A 2,705-nucleotide genomic window follows, 5' to 3' on the forward strand; every position below is an offset into this window, starting at 1 on the left:
CTGCCCTCGGGAGAGGTTGTCGGTGCTGCGCCGCTGTCGCTGGCGCAGCAGCGGATGTGGTTCCTGAACCGGTTCGATCAGAATTCGGCCGCCTACAACCTGCCGATGGCGATCCGGTTGTCGGGTGCCCTCGATGTCGAGGCGTTGCGCGCGGCCGTCATGGATCTGGTGGCGCGACACGAGGTGTTGCGGACGGTGTATCCGGAGACCGAGGCGGGGCCGGTGCAGTTGGTGTTGCCGATCGGTGACGCCGCACCCCGACTCGAGGTGCGTTCCGTCGCGGCCGGAGATGTTGTTCCGGCGGTGGCGGGGTTGGCGTCGGCGGGTTTCGATGTGACGGCCGAGGTGCCGCTGCGGGTCGCATTGTTCCGGGTGCACGAGGTGACTACCGGCGAAGCTGCGGTCGATGTCGAGCCCGCGGCCGGTGTGGCCGGCGAGTTCGTGCTGGCGATGGTGGTGCACCATATCGCCGGTGACGGCTTGTCGGTGGGTCCGCTGACGCGGGATCTGATGATCGCTTACGCGGCGCGTACCGCCGGCGAGGCGCCGGGTTGGGCGCCGCTGCCGGTGCAGTACGCCGACTACAGCATCTGGCAGCGTGAGTTGCTCGGTGACGAGGCCGATCCGGAGTCGATCGCGGCCGCGCAGCTCGCCTATTGGCAGTCGGCGCTGGCCGGGGTGCCGGATCAGCTGGATCTGCCGACCGATCGGCCGCGTCCGGCCGTACAGTCCTTCGCGGGCGGGCGGGTCGCGGTCGCGATCGATGCGGAAACCCATGCCGGACTGGTACGAGTGGCGCAGCAGCAGGGCGCGACGCTGTTCATGGTTGTGCATTCCGCTCTGGCGGTATTGCTGTCGCGGCTTTCGGGTAGCGACGACATCACCATCGGTACGCCGGTGGCGGGTCGTGGTGAGCAGGCGCTGGACGATCTGATCGGTATGTTCGTGAACACGCTGGTGTTCCGGACGCAGTTGGATCGTGGTGAATCCTTCACCGGTCTGCTGGGTCGTCAGCGGGAAGCCGATATTGCGGCGTTCGCGCATGCGGATGTGCCGTTCGAGCGGTTGGTGGAGGTGCTGAATCCGGCGCGGTCGACCGCGCGGCATCCGCTGTTCCAGGTGGGCTTGACCTTCCAGAACTTGGCCGCCTCCGTGCTGGAACTGCCGGACCTGACGGTTTCCGGGGTGGATTTCGATGCCGAGATCTCCCAGTTCGACCTGAACCTGTTGCTCGGCGACTCCTACGACACCGCCGGGGCCCCGAACGGCGTGGCCGGGTACCTGACCTATGCCACCGCCCTGTTCGACCACGCCACGGTGGCGGGCTTCGCGGAGCGCTTCGTGGGCCTGCTGCGGGAGATCGTGGCGGCGCCGGAGACGGCGGTCGGTGATCTGGAGATCCTGGCGCCGGTCGAGCGCGCGAAGATGCTGGCGGAGTGGAATGCCACCGAGCATGCACTTCCGGCCGGGCTGCTGCTGGACGGGTTCAATGCCGCTGCCGCGGCGCATCCGCACCGGGTGGCGGTGTCGTTCGAGGGGACGAGCCTGTCCTACGGCGAGTTCGCCGGTCGGGTGAACCGGTTGGCGCGGCATCTGATCGCGCAGGGTGTGGGCCCGGAGACGCTGGTCGGGTTGCTGGTTTCGCGGTCGATCGATCTCGTGGTCGGCATGTATGCGGTGGTTGCCGCAGGTGGTGCGTATGTGCCGTTGGATCCGGCGCATCCGGTGGAGCGGATCGGTTACATTCTCGAGACCGCGGCACCGTTGTGTGTGCTGACGACCACCGGTGACGCCGGTGCGGTGCCCGAAGGTACGGATGTACCGGTGCTGGCTGTGGACACCTTGGAGGTGTCGGGCTACGCCGATACCGAGGTGACCGATGCCGACCGGGTGGCGTCGGTGCGGTCGTCGAATACGGCGTATGTGATCTTCACGTCGGGTTCGACGGGTCGTCCGAAGGGTGTGGCGGTTCCGCATTCGGCGATCGTGAACCAGGTCGCGTGGATGCTGTCGCAGTACCCGATGGATGCGTCGGATGTGTACCTGCAGAAGACGGCGACGACGTTCGACGTTTCTCTATGGGGTTACTTCCTGCCGCTGGCCGCGGGTGCGCATCTGGTGGTGGCGACTCCGGACGGTCACCGTGACACCGAATACTTGGCGCGCACGATCGCCGAGCAGCAGGTCACGGTGACCGATTTCGTGCCGTCGATGTTGGGTGTGTTCGCTGCGCATACTCCGGCGGAAGCCGTCCGCAGTCTCGAGCATGTGTTCGTGATCGGTGAGGCGCTGCCGCCGGAGACGGTGACGGCGATGCACGCGATTTCGGATGCGGCTGTGCACAACCTGTATGGTCCGACCGAGGCCGCGGTGTCGATCACCTATTGGCAGGCCACCGGTCAGGAAACCAATAGTGTGCCGATCGGTGTGCCGCAGTGGAATTCGCGCGTGTATGTGCTGGACTCCCGTCTCCGGCCGGTTCCCGCCGGTGTCACGGGTGAGCTGTATCTCGCCGGTGATCAGCTGGCGCGGGGTTATGTGACCCGTCCGGATCTGTCTGCGGATCGTTTTGTGGCGAGCCCGTTCGACGCCGGTCAGCGGATGTATCGGACCGGGGACCTGGTGCGGTGGAGCCGGGCCGAGGTCGAGGGCCGGATCGAACCGGTGCTGGAGTATCTGGGTCGTACCGATTTCCAGGTGAAGTT

General features: G+C 66.5%; 1 protein-coding gene. It reads left to right on the top strand.

The window, feature by feature from the left end; genetic code table 11:
- On the top strand, window positions 1-2,705 hold a 2,705-nt coding region (locus ACLML9_RS28355), incomplete at both ends, for a non-ribosomal peptide synthetase (protein WP_411948366.1).

Source organism: Nocardia sp. NPDC002869, assembly GCF_046764065.1.
GTDB lineage: Bacteria > Actinomycetota > Actinomycetes > Mycobacteriales > Mycobacteriaceae > Nocardia > Nocardia rhamnosiphila.